Source organism: Cellulosimicrobium sp. 22598, assembly GCF_052044445.1.
Classification (GTDB): domain Bacteria; phylum Actinomycetota; class Actinomycetes; order Actinomycetales; family Cellulomonadaceae; genus Cellulosimicrobium; species Cellulosimicrobium cellulans_G.
In genome coordinates this window covers 132,825-147,641 of record NZ_JBQEMZ010000011.1, presented here as the reverse complement: position 1 = coordinate 147,641, position 14,817 = coordinate 132,825, and the positions used below count along the sequence as shown (strand labels likewise).

Sequence of the window (14,817 nt, the reverse complement as noted above, 5' to 3'; positions counted from 1 at the left end):
GCGGTCCGCCCCCGGCGCGGGCCCCGCCCCGCGCGACGTCGGCTCAGGTCCCGGTGAGGAACCCGCGCTGCATGGCGACCGTCACCGCGGCGGTCCGGTCGTCCACCCCGAGCTTGGCGAACGCACGGAGCAGGTGCGTCTTCACGGTCGCCTCCGCGATGAACAGCTCCTGCCCGACCGCCGCGTTCGACAGCCCGCGCGCGACGAGGCGCAGCACCTCGACCTCCCGGTCCGTGAGCCGGTCCGCCCCGCGGACCGACGTGACGAGCCGGGTCGCGACGCTCGGCGCGAGCACGGTCTGCCCGCGTGCCGCGGCGCGCACCCCCGCGACCAGCTCGTCGCGGGGCGTGTCCTTGAGCAGGTAGCCGGTGGCCCCCGCCTCGACCGCGCGCAGGATGTCGGCGTCGGTCTCGTACGTCGTGAGCACGACGACGCGCGGGCCGCCGGCCGCGCCGCCGCGCCCCGCGCCCCGGCCGGGCGCGCCGACGATGGCTGCCGTCGCGCCGACGCCGTCGAGCACGGGCATCCGCAGGTCCATGAGCACCACGTCGGGCGCCAGCTCGCGGGCGAGCGCCACCGCCTGCTCGCCGTCGCCCGCCTCGCCGACGACCTCCAGGTCGGGCTCGGCGGCCAGCATGCCGGTGATCCCCGAGCGCACGACCGGGTGGTCGTCCACGACGAGCACCCGGACGACGCCGTCCCCGGTCGGGCTCATCGCACGTCTCCCGCCCGCGTCGTCGCGCGCGCGCCCGTGGCCGGTCCGTCCGGCGACGCGCCGGCGGGCAGACGCACCGCGACGCACGTCCCGCCGCCGGGAGCCGGCCCCACCTCGAGGCTCCCGCCCTCCGCCGCCACGCGCTCCCGCATGCCCCGCAGCCCGTAGCCCTCGGTGAACCCCGACGCGTCCGCGGGCAGGCCGCGCCCGTCGTCGGACACCTCGAGGACCGTCCCCTCCGCGTCCTGCCGGAGGTCCACGCGCACGGCCGCCGCAGCCGCGTGCCGCCGGACGTTCGCGAGCGCCTCCTGGGCGGACCGCAGGAGGACGACGTCGTCCGCGCTCGACAGCCGGAGGGCCTCCGGCGCCGTGAGCTCGACGCGCGTCCCGGTCTCCTCCGCGAACCGGCCCGCGAGCCGGCGCAGGGCCTCGCTCAGCGTGCCGCCCTGCAGCGGTGCGGGGGCCGAGGCGGCGACGAGCGCGCGCGCCTCGGCGAGGTTGTCGCGCGCCGTCGACTCCACGAGCGCGAGCCGCTCGCGCGCGGCGTCGGCGGCGCCCCGGTCGAGGTCGGCGCTCGCGGCCTGCGCGAGCATGACCACGCTCGTGAACCCCTGCGCGAGCGTGTCGTGGATCTCCTGGGCGACGCGCTCGCGCTCGGCGAGCACCCCCGCCTCGTGGGAGGCGCGGCCGAGCTCGGCCTGCGTCGCGCGCAGCTCGTCGACCAGACGGGCGTGCCGCTCCGCCTGGCGCATCGTGTGCGCCGTCCACAGCCCGAGGCTCAGCGCGAACGCGAGCGCGACCCCCATCTGCGGGGCGGAGCTCGCGAGCTCGTCCGGCTCGACCCGGCCCGTCGCCGGGTCGAACGCGAGCGCGAGCGCGGTGCCCGCGGCGAGCGCGACGCACAGCACCACCTGTGCCCACAGGTGCTCCGAGAGCATCCAGATCTGCGTGAACACCGCGAACAGCAGGAGCGTGCCGAGGGCGTCCTGCCCCACGACGACGAGCGTGCAGGCGACCGCGACGACGAGGTATACGTGGGCCGTCACCTGGTCCCGCGTCCGCGCGGCCCGTCGTCCCCAGCCGAGGTATCCGACGAGGATCACGGCGACCGCCGCGAGCGAGACCGCGAGCGCCGTACCGCGGACGTCCGCGGTGAGGAGCGCGAGCGCGCTGAGCACGACGATGACGGAGAACGCCACGTCCCACCAGCGCACGTCGCGCGCCCACGTGCCGTCGAGCTGGGCGGTCGCGGCGTCGGCGGTGTCGACCACCCCCGCGACCGCCCCGCCCGGCGACGGCGTCTCAGCCGTCGTCACGGCGCCGCCACCGGAACGAGCGTGCACCGACCACGAGCCCCAGGACCAGCCATGCGACCAGTACAGCAGCGCTCGCGCCGTGCTGCCACGACCCCGACGGCTCGAGGGCCGCCGCCTGCTCCGGGAGGAACACCGAGCGCATGCCCTGCGCCATCCACTTGAGGGGGAACAGCGACGCGACGGTCTGCATCCACGACGGCAGCGCGAAGAACGCGAAGAAGACCCCGGAGATGAACTGCAGCACGAGCACGACGGGCGTGACGACCGCCGTCGCGGACTTGCCGGACCGCGGCAGCGACGAGAACGCCACCCCGCACACCGCGCCCGCGGCGCACCCGAGCACGAACACCCACGCGAACGTCGCGAGCCGCGCGCCGCCGTCGGGCATCTCCCACGGCATGGGGACGTCGTAGACCGTCGCGGCGAGCGCCAGGAGCAGACCGGTCTGCACGACCGACGTCAGCAGGACGAGCCCGACCTTGCCGTAGAAGTACGCGGACGGCGGCAGCGGGGTGGAGCGCAGCCGCTTGAGCGAGCCGTCGTCGCGCTCGACCGCGATGGAGATCGCGAGCGACTGGAAGCTCGTGAGCATGACGCCGGTCGCGATCATGCCGGGCAGGAAGTACTGCGCGAACGGCACGGAGTACGCGGCCGTGCCCTGGTCCTGCCCGTCGAACACCGTCGCGAAGATCGCGAGCATGATGAGCGGGTACGTGAAGATGAAGATCACGGCGTCGCGCTCGCGGAAGAACGCGCGCAGCTCCGCGCAGGTGCGCTCGATCCCCAGCCGGCCGGCGCGGGGCAGTGCGGCGGGTCGGGCGGAGCGCGTGGACCGGGCGGCGGTCGGGGCGGTGGTCACTTGCGGGCCTCCTCGGGGACGACGGCGGTCGTGCCGTCGGGCGTGCGGTCCCCGGCGGGCGCGCCGGGGGAGTCGGGGGAGTCAGGCGCGGGCGTGCGGGCGGGCGGGGCGGCGGGTGCCGTGGTCGGCTCGCCGATGAGCTCGAGGTAGACGTCCTCCAGGCTCGGGCGGGTCACCGCGAGGCCGGGGACCTCGCCGTCGGGACCGGCGAAGCGCGCGGCGAGGGACGCGACGAGAGCGGTGGGGGAGTCGGTGCGCTCCGACCGCCAGGCGCCGTCGTCCAGCCAGCGGACCTCCGGACGGCGCGCGTCCGGGCCGCCGAGGCGGTCGGGCGCGTCGAGCGCGACGACCCGGCCCGCGCGCACGACGGCCGCGCGGTCGGCCAGGTGCGCGGCCTCGTCCAGGTAGTGCGTGGTGAGCAGGATCGTCGTGCCGTCCTCGCGCAGCGAGCGGACCAGCGCCCAGAACGCGCGGCGGGCCTGCGGGTCGAAGCCCGTCGTCGGCTCGTCGAGGAACAGCAGCTCCGGACGCCCGACGATGCCGAGCGCGACGTCCAGGCGGCGACGCTGGCCGCCGGAGAGCTGGCGCGTGCGGGTCCGGGCCTTCTCGCGCAGCCCGACGGCGTCGATCACCTCGTCCGGATCCCGCGGCGCGGGGTAGAACGTCGCGAAGTGCCGGACGATCTCGGCGACCGTGAGCTCGGCCTGGTCGCGCGAGTCCTGGAGCACGACGCCGATGCGCGAGCGCCAGGCGCGGCCGGCGGCCTGGGGGTCCTCGCCGAGCACGAGGACCTCGCCCGCGTCGCGGCGTCGGAAGCCCTCGAGGATCTCGACGGTCGTCGTCTTGCCGGCGCCGTTGGGCCCGAGGACGGCGAAGATCTCGCCGCGCTCGACCCGCAGGTCGACGCCGTCGACCGCCCGCTTGGCGCCGTAGCTCTTGCGCAGGCCACGGACCTCGACGGCCGGGCCGCTCTGCCGGGCGCCCGCGGTGGGGGAGCCGGTGGGGAGGGATGTCGTCGTCATGGGACCAGCCTGTCGGCGAGGCTCCGTCGCCCGCGACGGCCGTTCGTCCGGACCTCGTGTCCACCGATCGGTGGACGGCGGTTCGACCAGGGGCCGCGCGTCGCGTACAGTGATCCCTCGGTGGTTGACGCCCGCCACGCTGGCCCGCGCCCGAGACGCGTGTTTCGTCCCGGGGCCGGGGGCTCGTACGGCGTCGTCGAGCACGAAGGGTAGTGGCGCAATTGGTAGCGCAGCGGTCTCCAAAACCGCAGGTTGCAGGTTCGAGTCCTGTCTACCCTGCACGGCGTGGCTCTCGTGGGACCTTCCCGGGAACCACGCGCGGCCCGGCACCGGGTCGCACCGAGGGTTCGAGCAGGTCCCGCACGTGAGCGATGGGGAAGAACGAGTGAGCGAATCGCCGTCAGAGGCCGTGGGTGCAGGCGGCGCACGCGCCGACGAGGTGAAGAAGAAGGGCCGTCCGTCCGCGGACAAGAAGCCCAACATCTTCGCGCGCATCGCCCTGTTCGTGCGCCAGGTGGTCGCCGAGCTCCGCAAGGTCGTCACGCCGACGCGCTCGGAGCTCATCACCTACACGACGGTGGTCCTGGTCTTCGTGGTCGTGGTCATGGCCTTCGTGACCGTGCTCGACCTCGGGATCGGCAAGGCCGTCATGTGGGTCTTCGGCTAGCGAGCCCCCTCCGCCCGGTCGTGCCGGGCCTCACCACGGCTTCCGGCGCCCCTCGGGGCGCCGTCGGCGCTTCCAGAAGAAGTCATCGAGCAGTTCGTCAGAAAGCAGGTTCGTTCGTGTCCCAGGAGTCGCTGGACCAGACGGAGAACGTCGACCCGACGCAGCCCGAGGGTGCCCAGGACGACGTCGAGGAGACCACGGACGTCCCGGCGGTCGACGAGGCTGACGAGACGGCCGACGCGGACGCCGCGGTCGACGAGGCGGACGAGGACGCGTCGGAGGACGAGGCGTCGGAGGACGACCGCCCCGCCGACGAGGACGGCGACGTCATCGAGGACCCGGTCGCGGAGTTCAAGCGCACGCTGCGCACGCAGCTCGGCGACTGGTACGTCATCCACTCCTACGCGGGCTACGAGAACCGCGTGAAGGCCAACCTGGAGAACCGCATCCAGAGCCTGAACATGGAGGACTACATCTTCCAGATCGAGGTCCCCATGGAGGAGGTGGCCGAGATCAAGAACGCGCAGAAGAAGATCGTCCGACGCGTGCGCATCCCGGGCTACGTCCTCGTCCGCATGGACCTCACCGACGAGTCGTGGGGCGCCGTGCGCCACACCCCGGGTGTCACCGGCTTCGTCGGACACACCCACCAGCCCGTGCCGCTGACGCTCGACGAGGTCTTCTCGATGCTCGCGCCGATGCTGGCCCCCGCCCCGGAGCCCGGCAAGCCCGCCCAGGCCGCCGCGAAGGCTCCGGTCGAGGTCGACTTCACGGTCGGCGAGTCGGTCACCGTCACGGACGGCCCGTTCGACACGCTGCCCGCCACGATCTCCGAGATCAACGTCGAGAACCAGAAGCTCAAGGTCCTCGTCTCCATCTTCGGCCGGGAGACCCCGGTCGAGCTGTCGTTCAACCAGGTCGCCAAGATCTGACGCGCCGCACGGCACCGGCCGTGCGCGCGTGAGCGCAGTACTGCAACCGGGTCATCGCCCACGGCGTCGGCCCACGAGAAGAAAGTCAGGGAAGAGTCATGCCTCCCAAGAAGAAGGTCTCCGGCCTCATCAAGCTCCAGATCCAGGCCGGTGCGGCGACGCCCGCCCCGCCGATCGGCCCCGCGCTCGGTCAGCACGGCGTGAACATCATGGAGTTCTGCAAGGCCTACAACGCGGCGACCGAGTCGCAGCGCGGCAACGTCATCCCCGTGGAGATCACGGTCTACGAGGACCGTTCGTTCACGTTCGTGACGAAGACCCCGCCGGCCGCGGAGCTCATCAAGAAGGCCGCGGGCGTGCAGAAGGGCTCGGCCACGCCGCACACCGTCAAGGTCGCGAAGATCACCGCCGACCAGGTGCGCGAGATCGCCCAGACCAAGCTCGAGGACCTCAACGCGAACGACCTCGACGCCGCGTCGAAGATCATCGCGGGCACGGCCCGCTCGATGGGCATCACCGTCGAGGGCTGACGCCCTCCCCGCCGACCCCTGGATCGTTCCCCACGGTCACGACCTCCTGGGGAGCGATCCGGGGTTCGGCACACCAAGACCGTCCGTCCACGACCGTGGACGGCAGTGGCAGGGTCCGCGCGGACCCGCAGACCACGACTGCAGAAGGAGAAGCAGATGGCAACGCGCAGCAAGGCGTACCGCAACGCCGAGGAGAAGATCGACCGCGAGCGTCTCTACGCGCCGCTCGAGGCGGTCCGTCTCGCCAAGGAGACGTCGACCGTGAAGTACGACGCGACCGTCGAGGTCGTGTTCCGCCTGGGTGTCGACCCGCGCAAGGCGGACCAGATGGTCCGCGGCACGGTCAACCTGCCTCACGGCACGGGCAAGACGGCCCGCGTCATCGTCTTCGCGAACGCGGCGAAGGCCGAGGAGGCCCGTGCGGCCGGTGCCGACGAGGTCGGCGGCGACGACCTCATCGAGAAGGTCGCCGGTGGCTACACCGACTTCGACGCCGCCGTGGCGACGCCGGACCTCATGGGCAAGGTCGGCCGCCTGGGCAAGGTGCTCGGTCCCCGTGGTCTCATGCCGAACCCGAAGACCGGCACCGTGACGATGGACGTGGCGAAGGCCGTGTCCGACATCAAGGGCGGCAAGATCGAGTTCCGCGTCGACAAGCACGCGAACCTGCACTTCATCATCGGCAAGGTCTCGTTCGACGAGAAGGCGCTCGTGGAGAACTACGCGGCGGCCCTCGAAGAGGTCCTGCGTCTCAAGCCGTCGTCCTCGAAGGGCCGGTACATCACCAAGGCCACGCTGACGACGACGATGGGCCCCGGCATCCCGCTGGACCAGTCCAAGACGACGAAGCTGCTGGAGGACGACGCCGCCTGACGGCAGTCCTCCCCGCGGGTGGTTCCCACCCGCACCACGCACGACGGCGCGGCACCCTGCGAGGGTGTCGCGCCATCGTGCGTCTCCGTACGCGCCCTGCCACCAACGCCGAGCCCGGGATCCCTCCCCGGCATCGGTCGTCTCTCGGGAAGGATCCCGGGTTCGGCAGCAGAGGGGACCAGGAGAGGCGCGACGGGCCGGGCGCTGCACCTCCGGTGCGACGCCCGGCCCGTCGTGGGTCAGCGGGACGGCGTCAGCAGGCGCCGAGGTCCTTCCAGACGCCCCACTGCCCGCTCTGCGTCGGGTTCTCGTTCGTCGTCCACCACTTCGCCTCGTAGGTGTGGCCCTGGAGGGAGACGCGGTTGCCGCCGGTGTAGACGGCCGACGCGGACCACGCCGGGGCGGTGCAGGTGCCCGGGTCCGTGGGGTCGGTCGGGTCCGTGGGGTCCGTGGGGTCCGTGGGGTCCGTGGGGTCCGTGGGGTCGGTCGGGTCGGTCGGGTCCGTGGGGTCCGTCGGCGTGGTCGGGCCGCTGGCGAGGCGAGAGCCGATGACGGAGGCGACCTGGTAGTTGTTCGTCTTGTCCCAGTTGATCGACCAGGTCATGACGCCGCCGATCTTGCCGTACGGCGTCGCGGGCTTGAACGAACCGCAGCCGGTGCCGACCTCGAGGCAGTCGACGGCCTTCACGACGTTGGCGAGCGGCTGGTAGCCACCGCCGGCGGCCTTCTGGACCGCGGGCACGCCGATGCCGACCTGGTCGGGGCGCAGACCCATCTCGAGCTGGATGCAGGACAGCGCGGTGAGGAAGTCGACCGTGCCCTGCGAGTAGACCTGCTGGTTGCAGCCCATCATCGAGCCCGAGTTGTAGTACTGGGTGTTGACGATCGTGAGGATGTCCTTGATCGCGAGGGTGAGCTGGTAGTACCCCATGCTCGTCGCCTGGTAGTCGATCGTCTGCGGCGCCATCGTGAGGACGAGGCTCGGGCCGGCCTTCGCGGAGAGCTGGTGCAGCGCGCTCGACATGTACGTCGCGTTGATGCCGTGCTCGAGGTCGATGTCGACGCCGTCGAAGCCGTACTCCTGCATGAGCCCGTACGCGGTGTCGGCGAAGTTCTTGGCCTCCGTCGCGTTGGAGACGATGACGTTGCCCTTCTCGCCGCCGACGGAGAGCACGACCTTGCGGCCCTGCGAGCGGATCGTCGCGATGTCCGCCTTGAACTGCGCCTCGGTGTAGCCGCCCAGCTCCGCGCTGGAGAGGTTGAACGTGATGCCGCCCGGCGTTCCGGCCAGGTTGTCGGCGAAGGCGACCGCGACGAGGTTGTACGCCTGCGGGATCTCCGACAGGCGCATCGTCACGGAGCCGTTGTCGAAGTTGTGCCAGTAGCCGGTGAGCCACTGCGTGCTGCCCGACGCCGCGTCGGCGGGTGCGGCGACGGCCGGCGCGGGCGCCGCGGTCGCGGGCGCTGCGGCGAGGGCGCCGCCCGCCGCGACGGTCGCGGCGGCGACGACGGTGGCGAGGGCGCGCAGCGCGCGCCCGGTACGGCCGCGCGCGCGGCCGGAGAGGACTGGTGTCACGGAAGTGCTCCTCGTGCTCGGGCGGGTCGCGACGTCGCGGCCCCGCCGGTCCGCACCCGCGGTGGGCGCAGGGGTCGCCCTGCACGCTAGGAGTCCGTGGCGTCCCGTGGCATGAGGGATTCCCCGGCAGTTCCCGGGCCCGGCATACGGGGGAACACCTAGACGGCGACCCGGCCCGACGGCGATCCTGAGGCCGGTGGGCGGCGTCGCGACGAACGATGGGCGACGGATGTATCAGACGGGTGACCCGTCCCTCTCGTCCCGGTGGAGGAGTGTCGGCCGACGCTCCGACCCGCGTGTCGAAGGAGCGAGATGGGACGCAGCCGCACGAGCCAGGAGGGGTGTGACCAGTGACGATGGTTGTCGACCCCACCGGCCCGGCCATAGAATCAGGCGCTTCCGGGGACCCCCCGCTGATGCCTGGACGGACGAGCGTGCCGAGGACAGTGCCCCCCATGACGAGAACGACCGACGAGGTGCCCGACACCGACGAACCCGGGCTGAGCCTGGGGGACCGGGGCGCGCTCGCGCTCCTCGAGTACCGCGACGGTCGCCCCCACGCCCTCGGCGAGTTCGTCCGCGAGGCGACGCCCCTGCTCTGGCACACGGTGCGGGCCCAGGGCGTCGAGCGCGAGCAGGCCGACGACATCGTCCAGACCGTGTGGGTCGCGCTCGTGCGCAACGCGATGACGATCAAGGAGCCGCACGCCGTCCTCAAGTGGCTGCTCATCACGGCCAAGCGCGCCGCGTGGGAGGCCGTGCGCAAGCACCGCGACGAGGCGAAGCGCCGCACCGAGCTCCCCGACGACACCGACGAGGGAGTGCCGGAGCTCCCCTCGGGCGACCCGACGCCGGACGTCGAGGTGCTCCGCAACGAGCGCGACCGCTCGCTGTGGGCCGCGCTGGACCAGCTGCCGGACCGCTGCCGGCGGCTCCTGCGGCTGGTGTCGCTCGCCGACCGACCCGACTACAAGGCCATCTCGGCCGCGATCGGCATGCCCGTCGGGAGCATCGGCTCCACGCGCGGTCGCTGCCTCGCCAAGCTGCGCGACATCATCGACGACCAGGGGGAATCGTGGGAAGCATCATGAGCACCGAGCCGACGCACAGCCCCGACGAGCCGCTCGACGCCGTCGACCTCGCGCTGCTCGCGGAGCTGGCGCGGATCGCCGAGGAGATCGACCCCGTGCCCGACGGCCTCGTGGAGCGGTCGCTGTTCGCGATCACCCTCGCCGGGCTCGAGGCCGAGGTCATGGAGCTGGAGTACGTCCAGGTCCCCGAGATGTCCGTGCGGGGCGACGCGCCGCCCGTCGAGGCGCGCACCATCACGTTCACGTCCGAGTCCGTCACGGTCATGATCTCGCTGTCGGCGACCGACGACGGACGCATCCGCATCGACGGCTGGGCCGCCCCGGCGACGGCGCTGCGCGTCGAGCTGCACCGTCCCGGCACCGTCAGCGAGACCACGAGCGACGACGACGGCCGCTTCGTCTTCGACGCCGTCGACCGCGGCCCGGCGAGCCTCGTCGTGCGCCGTGCCGACGGCGCCGGCGGCGCCGTGAGCACCCCGGTCGTCGAGCTGTAGCCGCCCTCGTGCCGCGGGCGACCTCTCGCCCGCGGCACGACGGCGTCCCGCCCCCACCCCCTTCCGCGCACCCGTGCGCGGCCGCGCCCGTCGACGTCGACGCCCGCGGCACCGACTGAACGCCATCCCTCGAGGAGGAGCACGTGAGCGAGACCCCCGAACCCCCCGTCGACGTGACCGGCCCCGGCTACTACGGCGACAGGCCGAACCGGCTCCAGTGGCGCACGCGCACGATCGACCCGGTCAGCGCGCCGCGCCGCGCGGGGAAGCAGTCCCCCCACCCGACGTGGTATGTCGGCGACCGCATCCTCATCCCCGAGTCGCCGTTCGACCGCGAGGGCAACCGCTCGCTCCGGTGGCTCGAGCGCGCGGCGGCCGACCGCGGGCTCCGGGTCGAGGTGCAGGAGGAGAGCATCGAGGACGCCGAGCTCGTGCGCGAGGCCGACCTCGACCCCGAGACGACGCGCGACCTGCTCAAGACGTTCGGCTACTCCGTGCGTCTGCACTACCGCGACGACCGCCAGGGCGCGCTCCCCGATGCCTGGGGGCTGATCGAGGAGCTGCGCGGGCGGCTGTGCCCCGACGACGGGTGCAGCCCGCGGCTCGCTCTGGACCACATGATCGCGCCGACGCCGTTCATCGGCGGCCAGCCCTACACCCAGCCGTTCCCGTACACGCAGCCGCTGCCGTACACGCAGCCGTTGCCGTACACGCAGCCGCTGCCGTACACGCAGCCGTTGCCGTACACACAGCCGCTGCCGTACACGCAGTCGCTCGGTGCGGGGACCGCGGAGTACGCCGTGCCGGGATCCGGCGGACGGACACCGGTGAGCTGGATCGGCCCCGTGCCGCGGCGCAGGCTTCCCGCCGGCGCGAACCCCTACGTGTCGGGCGACGGGGTGCGGCGTCCTGTCGTCGCGGTGCTCGACACCGGCGTGGGCGAGCACCCGTGGTTCGACGACGACCTGGAGACGCGGGGGACGGTCGTCGTGCGCGACCCGGAGCTCCTCGGGCAGCCCCTCTCCACCCTCCCCCCGACGGAGTACCCGTACGAGGATCCCGAGATCGGAGGCGTCTCGGTCTCGCCGCTCACCGGGCCGCTCGACGCCGTGGCCGGGCACGGGACCTTCATCGCGGGCCTCGTCCACCAGCTCTGCCCGGACGCCGTCATCCTCGCCCCGCGTCTCTACGGAGGGTCGGGGGTCGTCCCCGAGCGGGAGCTCCTCCGCTCGCTGCGGAGGCTGCTGCTCTGGCACGTCCTCGGGCTGACGGGCCGCGACGGCTACGCGCCGATCGACGTCCTGGTGCTCTCGCTCGGCTACTACCACGAGCGTCCCGAGGACGCCGACTTCGACGCCCCGTTCGGAGCGCTCATCCGAGCGCTCCGTCGCTACGGGGTCATCGTCGTCGTCTCGTCGGGCAACGACGGGCAGACCCGGCCGACCTACCCGGCCGCGTTCGCCCCGCGCATCGACCGGAAGGTGAGCCCGCCCGTCCCGTTCGACGGGGTCGCTCTCCCCGAGGACGAGCCGCCGGTGCTCGCCGTAGGAGCCCAGAACCCGGACGGGACGGTGTCGCTCTTCAGCAACGACGGTCCGTGGATCACGTGCACCCGGCCCGGTGCCTCGTTGGTCTCGACCATCCCGCGGACCATCGACGGCGCTGTCGCGCCGTCCCGGCACGTGCGCGAGCTGTGGGGCCCGGGCTTCCGCGCGACGATCGACCCTGAGGGCTTCCAGGGCGGGTTCGCCACGTGGAGCGGGACGTCCTTCGCCGCACCTGTGCTCGCCGGTGAGCTGGCGGCCACGCTGCTCGACCGCATCGCCGACGATCCGACCGCGCCCGGTGTGGTGGACCCGGGCCGGGGTGCGCCCGAGCGCTGCGCCTGGCTGTGGCCGTCCATTACCCTGGCGACGGGTCTGGTCCCGACCCCGGGTGACGACGCATGAGGTGATGAGTGGTCAGCAACCAGGCGGTGCTCGAGTCCCGCCTGGCGGCCGCACAGGCGACGAACGCCCGTGGGCGCCACCGGCGCGCGATCCGTGCCTTCGAGGAGATCGTCGCCGAGGTCGAGGCGCAGGGGGACGGGGCGACTCGCGAGGCCGTGTACGTGGCCGCCCGGGCAGGCATGAGTCGCGCCGTCGCGGAGTTCGAGCTGTCCGGGTCGCTGGACGACGCGCTCGGGCGGCTCGCGCTCCTCGAGGAGCGCGGGGCCGCCCTGGGCATGTACGACCTGCAGTTCGTCGTGCGCGCCCAGCGCGGGCTCCTCCGGCTGCGGACGGGCGACGTGCGGGAGGCGCTCGTCGAGATGGAGGAGGCGGCCACGGGCGTCGACGACGCGCGCCCGCTCGACGCCGCGGTGCTCATGCTGAACCTCGGGTCGCTGCGGCTCGAGCTCGGCGACGCCGAGGGAGCGAGCCGCGACCTGGACGACGCCGTGCGCCGGGGCGTCGCGCTCGGGGACGACCTCCTCGTCTCCAAGGCGCGCCACAACCTCGGGTACGCGGAGTACCTCCGTGGCGATCTCCCGGTCGCGCTGCGTGCGATGGACGAGGCCGCCGACCAGGCGCCGGACCGGCACGCCGCGGTCGGTCTGATCGACCGCGCGCAGGTCCTGCTCGACGCCGGCCTGCTGACCGAGGCCGACGACGCGCTGCGCGAGGCGCGCGAGCACCTCTCGCGCTACCGCATGCTGCGCGACCTCGCCGAGGTCGAGCTGGTGCGGTCGCGCGTCGTGCTCGGCCTGCGGCGCTACGCCGACGCCCGCCGCCTGGCCCGGTCGGCGTCGCGCCGGTTCGACCGGCTCGGGAACACCCCGTGGATGCTGCGAGCCCGCGTCGCCGAGCTGCAGGCGGCGCTCACGGAGCACCGGTCGGACGGCGTGACGCCGACGACGGCACGGCGGCACGCCGGCTGGGCGCTCTCCCTCGCGCGCGAGGGCGAGGCGCTCGGCGGAGCCGCCGGCCTCGGCGTGACGATCCCGGCCCAGCTCCTCGCGGCCGAGTGGCTCGTGACCGCGGGGGACGTTCCCGCCGCGCAGGACGTCCTGGCGCAGGTTCCCGGGCGGCTCGACCGCGCCCCGCTGCCCGTGCGGCTGCAGCACGAGGCCGTGCTCGCCCAGCTCGCGTTCGCGGCCGGGGACCGCCGTGGCGGCGTGCGGGCCGTGCGGCGCGGCCAGTCGGCCCTCGCCGAGCACCGCGCGCGGCTCGGCTCCGTGGACGCGGTGACGGCGTCGGCCGTGCACGGGGTCCGGCTCGGCAACGTGGACGTGGCGGCGGCGCTGCGGACGCGGCGCCCGGGGACGATCTTCGACGCGGTCGAGCGCGGCCGCGCGGCGTTCGCCGGCACCGGCCGTGTGCGGCCTCCGTCGGACCCGGTCCTCGCGGACCTCCTCGCCGCGGCGCGCCGCGAGGTCGAGGCAGCCCGCGCGCTCGGCGCGCCCTCGGACCCCTCGCACCTCGCCCGTCGCCAGGACCACCTGCGGTCTGCCCGTCGGCTGCAGGACGACGCGCGTCGCCGCGCCTGGCAGCACGGGGGAGAGGCCGCCACGCCGCTGGCCACGACGGAGCGCCGGCTCCGGGCCGCGCTCGCCGCGGCGGGCTCCGACGCCGTGGTCGCCGACCTCGTGGTCGAGGGCGACGACGTCCTCGCCGTCCGCGTGTCCGCGGCGGGGACGCGGCTCGTGCGGCTCGCGCCGCGCACGACGGTCGCGGAGCGCGTGCGCCGCGCGCGGGCCGACTTCGCGGTCCTCTCCAACGTGCTCATCCCCGTCCCGATGCGGGAGGCGGCGGTCGCGTCGCTCACGCGCACCCTGACCGCGCTCGACGACGCGCTCGTCGTCCCTCTGGAGGCCGACGGCGACCTGCACCTCGCCGCGCGCGACCTCCTGCTCGCGCTCCCGTGGGCCTCTCTGCCGTCACGGCGCGGGCGACGGACGTGGGCGAACTCGTGGGTGGACCTGCGGGTCGGGGACCCGACGCGGCGTGCCGACGAGGCGCTCGTCGTCGCCGGCCCCGGGCTGCGGTTCTCGGGTGCGGAGGCCAAGCTCGTCGCGTCGGTCTGGGAGGGCTCCGAGGCCCTCGCGGGCGAGGACGCCACGTGCGAGGCGGTGGTCGAGGGCCTCCGGAGCGCCGGGGTGGTCCACCTCGCGGCGCACGGGACGCACGAGACCGACAACCCGCTCTTCTCCTCGCTGCGGCTCGCCGACGGCCCGCTGTTCGCGCACGAGCTGGACGGGATCGACCTGCACGGCGTGGTCGTGGTCCTCTCGGCGTGCGAGGTGGGGCTCTCGACGCCGCGCATCGGCGGCGAGTCCCTCGGCCTGACGAGCGTGCTGCTGCGCCTCGGCGCGCGAGCGGTGGTCGCGAGCGTCGCCCCGCTGCGCGACGACGTCGCCGCGCGCGTCATGCCCTCGCTCCACGCCGAGCTGCGCGACGGCGCCATGCCGGGGACGGCGCTCGCCCGCGCCGTCGCCGACGAGCCCGAGCCCGTCCCGCTCGTGTGCTTCGGGCCGCTGGTGCTCTGACCGGGCAGGGGAGCGGAGGCAGCGCCTCGGTGCGCGACCGCGGTTTGGAGCACCCGCCGACGTCCCGTACGATGGGCGTGTACCCAAGACCGCCGGTCGTCCGATGCTGCCCGCAGACTCCGTCTGCAGGACGTGACGGACCGAAGTCCCACCACGAGGTGGAGGCCAGCGCAGGTAGCGAATCGACGACGTCCGCCCGGCCCCGCCGCGCGTGCGA

Annotated in this window: 13 protein-coding genes and 1 tRNA gene; 9 read left to right on the top strand and 5 right to left on the bottom strand. The window is 73.8% G+C overall.

The features are described 5' to 3' along the window. Nucleotides 1–43: 43 nt before the first annotated feature. Genes ACTJIY_RS13700 through ACTJIY_RS13685 form a run of 4 tightly spaced genes read right to left on the bottom strand, consistent with a single transcriptional unit; the run spans nt 44 to nt 3,912 of the window. Nucleotides 44–715 carry a response regulator gene (locus ACTJIY_RS13700; RefSeq protein ID WP_439159289.1) on the bottom strand — a complete coding sequence of 224 codons (672 nt, stop codon included), beginning with the start codon at nt 713–715 and terminating at the stop codon, nt 44–46. Continuing rightward, nucleotides 712–2,031 carry a sensor histidine kinase gene (locus ACTJIY_RS13695; protein ID WP_440674323.1) on the bottom strand — a complete coding sequence of 440 codons (1,320 nt, stop codon included), beginning with the start codon at nt 2,029–2,031 and terminating at the stop codon, nt 712–714. The genes ACTJIY_RS13700 and ACTJIY_RS13695 overlap by 4 nt, the downstream gene beginning before the upstream one ends. Beyond that, entirely contained in the window at nt 2,018–2,890 is an 873-nt protein-coding gene (locus ACTJIY_RS13690) for an ABC transporter permease (protein ID WP_440674324.1), read from the bottom strand. The genes ACTJIY_RS13695 and ACTJIY_RS13690 overlap by 14 nt, the downstream gene beginning before the upstream one ends. Next, the gene (locus tag ACTJIY_RS13685; protein ID WP_440674325.1) at nt 2,887–3,912 is read right to left on the bottom strand and encodes an ABC transporter ATP-binding protein; all 1,026 of its coding nucleotides are present in this window, start codon (nt 3,910–3,912) and stop codon (nt 2,887–2,889) included. Before ACTJIY_RS13685 ends, ACTJIY_RS13690 begins: the two co-directional genes overlap by 4 nt. 206 nt (nt 3,913–4,118) lie before the next feature. On the opposite strand from ACTJIY_RS13685, the gene ACTJIY_RS13680 reads away from it, so the two are divergent. From ACTJIY_RS13680 to rplA, 5 genes are all read left to right on the top strand, one after another. Then, nucleotides 4,119–4,191 (top strand) — tRNA-Trp (locus tag ACTJIY_RS13680). Between the two features lie 130 nt (nt 4,192–4,321). After that, nucleotides 4,322–4,579, top strand: a complete 258-nt coding sequence (gene secE / locus ACTJIY_RS13675; protein WP_440697244.1) for a preprotein translocase subunit SecE — start codon at nt 4,322–4,324, stop codon at nt 4,577–4,579. Nucleotides 4,580–4,695: 116 nt separating this feature from the next. After that, nucleotides 4,696–5,511 (top strand): transcription termination/antitermination protein NusG, encoded by an 816-nt coding sequence (gene nusG / locus ACTJIY_RS13670; RefSeq protein WP_440674326.1) that lies wholly within the window; start codon nt 4,696–4,698, stop codon nt 5,509–5,511. Between the two features lie 98 nt (nt 5,512–5,609). Next, on the top strand, nt 5,610–6,041 hold the full coding sequence (gene rplK, locus ACTJIY_RS13665) for a 50S ribosomal protein L11 (RefSeq protein ID WP_047233799.1): 432 nt from the start codon (nt 5,610–5,612) through the stop codon (nt 6,039–6,041). Nucleotides 6,042–6,197: 156 nt separating this feature from the next. Next, nucleotides 6,198–6,914, top strand: coding sequence for a 50S ribosomal protein L1 (rplA, locus tag ACTJIY_RS13660; protein WP_047233800.1), 717 nt, complete (start codon nt 6,198–6,200; stop codon nt 6,912–6,914). 253 nt (nt 6,915–7,167) lie between these two features. On the opposite strand, the gene ACTJIY_RS13655 is transcribed toward rplA, so the two are convergent. Next, on the bottom strand, nt 7,168–8,490 hold the full coding sequence (locus tag ACTJIY_RS13655) for a glycosyl hydrolase family 18 protein (protein WP_440674327.1): 1,323 nt from the start codon (nt 8,488–8,490) through the stop codon (nt 7,168–7,170). Between the two features lie 455 nt (nt 8,491–8,945). Between ACTJIY_RS13655 and ACTJIY_RS13650 the strand changes: the two genes are divergently transcribed. The 4 genes from ACTJIY_RS13650 to ACTJIY_RS13635 all read left to right on the top strand — a co-directional run bounded on the left by ACTJIY_RS13650 (nt 8,946) and on the right by ACTJIY_RS13635 (nt 14,600). After that, on the top strand, nt 8,946–9,581 hold the full coding sequence (locus ACTJIY_RS13650) for an RNA polymerase sigma factor (protein ID WP_440674328.1): 636 nt from the start codon (nt 8,946–8,948) through the stop codon (nt 9,579–9,581). After that, nucleotides 9,578–10,075 (top strand): hypothetical protein, encoded by a 498-nt coding sequence (locus ACTJIY_RS13645; protein ID WP_170227215.1) that lies wholly within the window; start codon nt 9,578–9,580, stop codon nt 10,073–10,075. The genes ACTJIY_RS13650 and ACTJIY_RS13645 overlap by 4 nt, the downstream gene beginning before the upstream one ends. Nucleotides 10,076–10,218: 143 nt before the next feature. Continuing rightward, complete coding sequence (locus tag ACTJIY_RS13640; protein WP_375822272.1) at nt 10,219–12,024, top strand: S8/S53 family peptidase; 1,806 nt, start codon at nt 10,219–10,221, stop codon at nt 12,022–12,024. Nucleotides 12,025–12,032: 8 nt separating this feature from the next. Further along, nucleotides 12,033–14,600 (top strand): CHAT domain-containing protein, encoded by a 2,568-nt coding sequence (locus tag ACTJIY_RS13635; RefSeq protein WP_440674329.1) that lies wholly within the window; start codon nt 12,033–12,035, stop codon nt 14,598–14,600. Nucleotides 14,601–14,817 lie beyond the last annotated feature (217 nt).

Coding starts and splice junctions, on each gene's coding strand:
- ACTJIY_RS13700 (WP_439159289.1), bottom strand. CDS start 715: ATGAGCCCGACCGGGGACGGCGTCGTCCGGGTGCTCGTCGTGGACGAC.
- ACTJIY_RS13685 (WP_440674325.1), bottom strand. CDS start 3,912: ATGACGACGACATCCCTCCCCACCGGCTCCCCCACCGCGGGCGCCCGG.
- rplK (WP_047233799.1), top strand. CDS start 5,610: ATGCCTCCCAAGAAGAAGGTCTCCGGCCTCATCAAGCTCCAGATCCAG.
- rplA (WP_047233800.1), top strand. CDS start 6,198: ATGGCAACGCGCAGCAAGGCGTACCGCAACGCCGAGGAGAAGATCGAC.
- ACTJIY_RS13650 (WP_440674328.1), top strand. CDS start 8,946: ATGACGAGAACGACCGACGAGGTGCCCGACACCGACGAACCCGGGCTG.
- ACTJIY_RS13645 (WP_170227215.1), top strand. CDS start 9,578: ATGAGCACCGAGCCGACGCACAGCCCCGACGAGCCGCTCGACGCCGTC.